We start from the raw sequence: 5,991 nt of genomic DNA on the forward strand, positions 1-5,991 counted from the left end.
CGCCTGCTGCGTGCCGGCCGCTACTGGATTCCGATGTGGTGGAACGACGAGGAATGGCTCGCCTACTGGGACATGTACGACCGGCCGGCCACCAAGCCGAAATTCTCCTCCGGCGCGCCGGCGATCTGGTGGTACGACGCCGAGAAGGCCAAGCGGATCGGAAAGGCGTGAGCGGGGCATGCTGAGCTATATCGCCCGGCGCCTCGCGCTGATGGTGCCGACGCTGTTCGGCATCCTGCTCGTCTCCTTCGTCATCGTTCAGTTCGCGCCGGGCGGGCCCGTCGAGCGCGTGATCTCGCAGCTCCAGAACCCTAACAGCGGTGCCGCCGACCGCGTCGGCGGGGGCCAGATGGGCGATGCCGGTGCGCAGGGCGAGGCATCGGCCTATCGCGGTGCGCAGGGCCTCGACCCCGCCTTCATCAAGGAGCTGGAGAAGCAGTTCGGCTTCGACAAGCCGGCGCATGAGCGCTTCCTGAAGATGCTCGGCGACTATGCCCGCTTCGATTTCGGCCGCAGCTACTTTCGCGACGCCCCCGTTCTGCAGCTGATCAAGGAGAAGCTGCCGGTTTCGATCACGCTGGGCCTGTGGATGACGCTGATCTCATACGCGATCTCGATCCCGCTCGGCATCCGCAAGGCGGTGAAGGAGGGCTCGCGCTTCGATACCTGGACGAGCGCCGTCGTCATCGTCGGCTACGCCATCCCGAGCTTTCTCTTCGCGATCCTGCTGATCGTTCTCTTCGCCGGTGGTTCGTTCTGGCAGATCTTTCCGCTGAGAGGGCTGACCTCCGACAACTGGGCGGAGCTCAGCCTGTTCGGCAAGGCGAAGGACTATCTCTGGCACATCACGCTGCCGGTCCTGGCCATGGCTCTCGGCGCCTTCGCGACCTCGACGCTGCTGACCAAGAACTCCTTCCTCGACGAGATCAGGAAGCAATACGTACTGACCGCGCGGATGAAGGGCCTGTCCGAGCGCGGCGTGCTCTATGGCCATGTCTTCCGCAATGCGATGCTGATCGTGATCGCGGGCTTCCCCGGCGCTTTCGTCCACGCCCTCTTCGCGGGCTCGCTGCTGATCGAGACGATCTTCTCGCTCGACGGGCTCGGGCTCCTGTCCTTCGAGGCGATCGTCAACCGCGACTACCCGGTCGTCTTCGCCAATCTCTACATCTTCTCGCTGATCGGCCTCGTCGTGCATCTCATCACCGACCTGACCTATAGCTGGGTCGATCCCCGCATCGATTTCGAGAGCCGGGAGGCGTGAGCATGAGCGACACGCTGATCGACGCTCCGCCGGCCCTGCGCAGCGACACCGCGCTCGCGCCGGCCGAGGCCAGGCAGGGCTGGCTCAAGCTCTCGCCCATCAACCGGCGCCGGCTCAACAACTTCAAGGCGAACAAGCGCGGCTGGTGGTCGCTCTGGCTCTTCCTCGCGCTCTTCGTGCTCTCGCTTTTCGCCGAATTCATAGCCAACGACCGGCCCCTGGTGGTGCGCTACAAGGACGAGTGGCTGTTCCCGGTCGCAGTGAACTACCCGGAGGAGAAGTTCGGCGGCTTCCTCGCCACCACCGATTATCGCGATCCGGTCATCGCCAAGGAGATCGCGGCCAACGGCTTCGCGATCTGGCCGCCGATACGCTATTCCTACCGCACGCATAATCTCGACCTCCCGGTGCCCGCCCCTGCGCCGCCGACCTGGATGCTGAAGGACGAGCAGTGCAGGCCGATCGCCGAGCGCACGGGCGGGTCGACCTGCCGCGACCTAGAATGGAACTGGCTCGGCACCGACGACCAGGGGCGAGACGTGGTCGCGCGGTTGATCTACGGCTTTCGTATCTCCGTATTGTTCGGGCTCATCCTCTGCGCCTTCTCCTCGGTGATCGGCATCGCGGCCGGCGCCATCCAGGGCTATTTCGGCGGCTGGACCGACCTGATCTTCCAGCGCCTGATCGAGATCTGGACCTCGATACCCGCCCTCTATCTGCTGATCATCGTGGCAGCGATCATCACGCCGAGCTTCTTCGTGCTGCTCGGCATCCTCCTGCTGTTCTCCTGGGTGGCTCTGGTCGGGGTGGTGCGAGCCGAGTTCCTGCGGGCGCGCAACTTCGAATATGTCCGCGCCGCTCGCGCGCTCGGGCTCTCCAACCGCACGATCATGATCCGGCATCTGCTACCCAACGCGATGGTGGCGACGCTGACATTCCTGCCCTTCATCCTGAACGGCTCGATCACGACGCTGACCTCGCTCGACTTCCTCGGCTTCGGCCTGCCGCCGGGGTCGCCGTCGCTGGGCGAATTGCTGGCACAGGGCAAGGCCAACCTTCAGGCTCCCTGGCTCGGCCTGTCCGGCTTCATCGTTATCGCGTTGATGCTGTCGCTGCTGATCTTCATCGGCGAGGCCGTGCGCGATGCCTTCGACCCGCGAAAGACCTTCGCATGAGCGCGCCGCTTCTCTCCGTCGAAGATCTCTCCGTCGCCTTCCGCCAGGGCGGGCGGGAGACGCTCGCGGTCGACCATGTGTCCTTCTCGATCGCCAAGGGCGAGACGCTGGCGCTTGTCGGCGAGTCCGGCTCGGGCAAGTCGGTCTCGGCGCTATCGATCCTGAAGCTGCTGAACTATCCGGCGGCGCATCACCCCTCGGGCAGGGTGCTGTTCAACGACCAGGACCTGATCGCGGCCGACGAAGACGCGATGCGCAAGGTGCGCGGCAACGACATCACCATGGTGTTCCAGGAGCCGATGACCTCGCTCAACCCGCTGCACACGATCGAGCGGCAGATCGGCGAGATCCTCGAACTGCACAAGGGCCTGCGCGGCGAGAAGGCGCGGACCCGGACGCTGGAGCTGTTGGAGCTCGTCGGCATCCGCGATGCCGCGAGCCGGCTCGATGCCTATCCGCATCAGCTCTCGGGCGGCCAGCGCCAGCGCGTGATGATCGCGATGGCGCTTGCGAACGAGCCGGAGCTGCTGATCGCGGACGAGCCGACGACGGCCCTCGACGTCACCGTTCAGGCGCAGATCCTGAAGCTGCTCAAGGAGCTCCAGGCCCGTCTCGGCATGGCGATGCTGTTCATCACCCATGATCTCGGCATCGTGCGGCGCATCGCCGACCGCGTCTGCGTGATGCTCAAGGGCCAGATCGTCGAGCACGGACCGGTCAGCGAGATCTTTGCCAATCCGCAGCACGACTACACCAAACGCCTGCTTGCCGCCGAGCCGAAGGGCCGCCCTTCCCCCGTCCCGGCCGACGCCGCGACACTGCTGGAGGCGGGACCGGTCAAGGTCTGGTTCCCGATCAAGTCCGGCCTGCTCCGCCGCGTCACCGGCCATGTGAAGGCGGTCGACGGCATCTCGGTGAAGGTGCGCGAGGGCGAGACGCTCGGCGTCGTCGGCGAGTCCGGCTCGGGCAAGACCACGCTCGGCTTGGCCATTCTCAGGCTGATTTCCTCGGAGGGGCCGATCGTCTTCCTCGGCGACCGCATCGACGGGCTGTCCAGCAAGCAGGTCCGCCCGAAGCGCAAGAACCTCCAGGTCGTCTTCCAGGATCCCTATGGCTCGCTCTCGCCGCGCATGTCGGTAGCGGAGATCGTGGCGGAGGGCCTCGCCATCCAGCAGCCGAACCTGACCTATGAGCGACGCCGCGAGATCGTGGCGCAGGCGCTTGCCGATGTCGGGCTCGACCCGGCAGCGATGGATCGCTACCCGCACGAGTTCTCCGGCGGCCAGCGCCAGCGCATCGCCATCGCACGGGCCATGGCGCTCGATCCGAAATTCGTGGTGCTGGACGAGCCGACCTCGGCGCTGGACATGTCCGTACAGGCGCAGATCGTCGAATTGCTGCGCGGACTGCAGGCGAAGCGCAAGCTGGGCTATCTTTTCATCAGCCACGACCTCAAGGTCGTCAGGGCGCTGTCGCATCGGGTGGTGGTGATGCAGAACGGCAAGGTGGTCGAGGAAGGCCCGGCAGAGGCGATCTTCGCATCGCCGCGCGAGGCCTATACGCAGGCGCTGCTGGCGGCCGCGCTCAACCTCGAAAGCGCCAGCACAGCCGCGGTGAGGGACTGAGCATGGCGCGGGCGCTCCTGATCGTGCTCGATTCGGTCGGCTGCGGCGGCGCCGCCGATGCGGCCGCCTACGGCGATGCCGGATCCGACACGCTCGGCCATATCGCCGACGCCTGCGCGGACGGCCGCGGCGACCGCGAGGGCCTGCGCAGCGGGCCGCTCAGGCTGCCGAACCTCGCACGGCTCGGCCTCGTCCATGCCTGCGAGGCCTCGACCGGCCAGCAGCTCGCCGGCATCGCGAGACCGGCAAAGCCGGAGGGCCGCTGGGGCTACGGCGTCGAGGTCAGCCAAGGCAAGGACACGCCCTCCGGCCACTGGGAGATCGCCGGTTGCCCGGTGCCGTTCCGGTGGGGTTACTTCACGGAGCTGGAGGGCTCGTTTCCGCCGGAACTCATTGCCGGCATCGTCAAGGAAGGCGCGCTCCCCGGCATCCTCGGCAACAAGCATGCATCGGGCACCGTCATCATCGAGGAGCTCGGAGAGGAGCATATCAGGACGGGCAAGCCGATCTGCTATACTTCCGTCGATTCCGTGCTGCAGATCGCGGCGCATGAGGAGCATTTCGGGCTCGACCGGCTCTATGCGCTATGCAAGGTCGTCCGCGGCCTCGTCGATCCCCTGCGGATCGGCCGGGTCATCGCGCGGCCCTTCGTGGGTTCGCCGGAGGAAGGCTTCACCCGTACGGCCAACCGCAAGGATTTCGCGATCCCGCCGCCGGACGAGACGCTTCTCGACCGCCTGACGGCGCAGGGCCGTACCGTGGTGACCGTCGGCAAGATCGGCGACATCTTCGCCCATCGCTCGACCGGCACCGAGATCAAGCCCTTCGGCAATGCTGCGATGCTCGAAGCAGCGCTTGAAGCCTGGGACGGGCTGCCGGATGGCGGCTTCTGCTTCGTCAACCTCGTCGATTTCGATACCGAGTTCGGCCACCGCCGCGACATCCCCGGCTACGCGGCGGCGCTGGAGGCCTTCGACCGACAGGTTCCGCATATCGAAGCGGCACTGAAGCCGGGCGACATCGCGGTCGTCACCGCCGACCATGGCAACGATCCAAGCTGGCCCGGCACCGACCACACGCGCGAGCACGTGCCGATCCTCGCCTTCGGGCCCGGCATCGCACCGGAGCCCCTTGGCCGGCGCGAGAGCTTCGCCGATATCGCGGCGAGCCTCGGCATTTTCCTCGGCATCGGGCCAGTCGGCCCCGGCCGCCACTGGTAGGTCAGGCGGCCGCCACGCGCTCGCAGAAATGCGCGACCTCGCGGCGGATGTCGTGCGCCTGCTGTGCGAGCGCGTTGGCCGCGCCCTGCAATTGCTGCGCGGCGCCATGGGTCTGCCGGGTCATGACCTCGAAGCTTCCGGCAACATCGGCACTGCGCTGGGCGCCTTCGAAAGACAGCCTGACCTGATGGGCGATCTCCGCCGTGGCTCGGCTCTGCTCGTCCACCGACAATGCGATGGCGTCGGCGACGCTCTCGACAGCGCCGATCGCCTCGACGATCTCGCGGATCGACTTGAGCGAGCGCTGCGAAGCCTGCTGCATCATGCCGATCTGATACGAGACGTCGTCCGTAGCCTTGGCGGTCTGGGCAGAGAGCGTCTTCACCTCGCTGGCGACGACCGCGAAACCGCGCCCCATCTCGCCGGCTCGCGCGGCCTCGATCGTCGCGTTGAGCGCGAGCATGCTGGTCTGTGCCGCGATGCCCCGGATGATTTCGACGACGGCGCCGACATTCTCGCTGCTATGGGCCAGGTTCTCGATCTCGGTGCTCGCATGGCGCGCCAGCGTCGCCGCGGATTTCGAGCCATCGGCCGAGTGACCGGCGTTGCGGCCGATCTCCCCGATCGACGCGACGAGTTCCGTACTGGCGGCAGAAAGGTGGTCGATGCTTTCCATGGTGCCGGCCGCCGAGCCGGAAACCAGCGCG

5 protein-coding genes are annotated in these 5,991 nt (G+C 66.6%); 4 read left to right on the forward strand and 1 reads right to left on the reverse strand.

Features of this window, described 5'->3' with window-relative positions; translation table 11 throughout:
* Positions 1–178 precede the first annotated feature (178 nt).
* The 4 genes from ACIPIA_RS08900 to ACIPIA_RS08915 are packed head-to-tail and all read left to right on the forward strand — an operon-like array spanning position 179 to position 5,284.
* Positions 179–1,264: a microcin C ABC transporter permease YejB gene (locus tag ACIPIA_RS08900; RefSeq protein WP_400508667.1), complete on the forward strand. Its 1,086-nt coding sequence runs from the start codon at positions 179–181 to the stop codon at positions 1,262–1,264.
* Between the two features lie 2 nt (positions 1,265–1,266).
* Positions 1,267–2,439: an ABC transporter permease gene (locus ACIPIA_RS08905; protein ID WP_400508668.1), complete on the forward strand. Its 1,173-nt coding sequence runs from the start codon at positions 1,267–1,269 to the stop codon at positions 2,437–2,439.
* The gene (locus ACIPIA_RS08910; protein ID WP_400508670.1) at positions 2,436–4,064 is read left to right on the forward strand and encodes an ABC transporter ATP-binding protein; all 1,629 of its coding nucleotides are present in this window, start codon (positions 2,436–2,438) and stop codon (positions 4,062–4,064) included. Before ACIPIA_RS08905 ends, ACIPIA_RS08910 begins: the two co-directional genes overlap by 4 nt.
* Positions 4,065–4,066: 2 nt before the next feature.
* Entirely contained in the window at positions 4,067–5,284 is a 1,218-nt protein-coding gene (locus ACIPIA_RS08915) for a phosphopentomutase (RefSeq protein ID WP_400508672.1), read from the forward strand.
* 1 nt (position 5,285) lies between these two features.
* Here the strand turns inward: ACIPIA_RS08915 and ACIPIA_RS08920 are convergent.
* On the reverse strand, positions 5,286–5,991 hold a 706-nt coding region (locus tag ACIPIA_RS08920), incomplete at its 5' end, for a methyl-accepting chemotaxis protein (RefSeq protein WP_400508674.1).

This window comes from Allobosea sp. CER48, assembly GCF_044752385.1.
GTDB lineage: Bacteria > Pseudomonadota > Alphaproteobacteria > Rhizobiales > Beijerinckiaceae > Allobosea.

Bases quoted from the DNA above. Each gene is read 5' to 3' on its own strand.
- ACIPIA_RS08905 (WP_400508668.1), top strand. From the start codon at position 1,267: ATGAGCGACACGCTGATCGACGCTCCGCCGGCCCTGCGCAGCGACACC.
- ACIPIA_RS08910 (WP_400508670.1), top strand. From the start codon at position 2,436: ATGAGCGCGCCGCTTCTCTCCGTCGAAGATCTCTCCGTCGCCTTCCGC.
- ACIPIA_RS08915 (WP_400508672.1), top strand. From the start codon at position 4,067: ATGGCGCGGGCGCTCCTGATCGTGCTCGATTCGGTCGGCTGCGGCGGC.
- ACIPIA_RS08900 (WP_400508667.1), top strand. From the start codon at position 179: ATGCTGAGCTATATCGCCCGGCGCCTCGCGCTGATGGTGCCGACGCTG.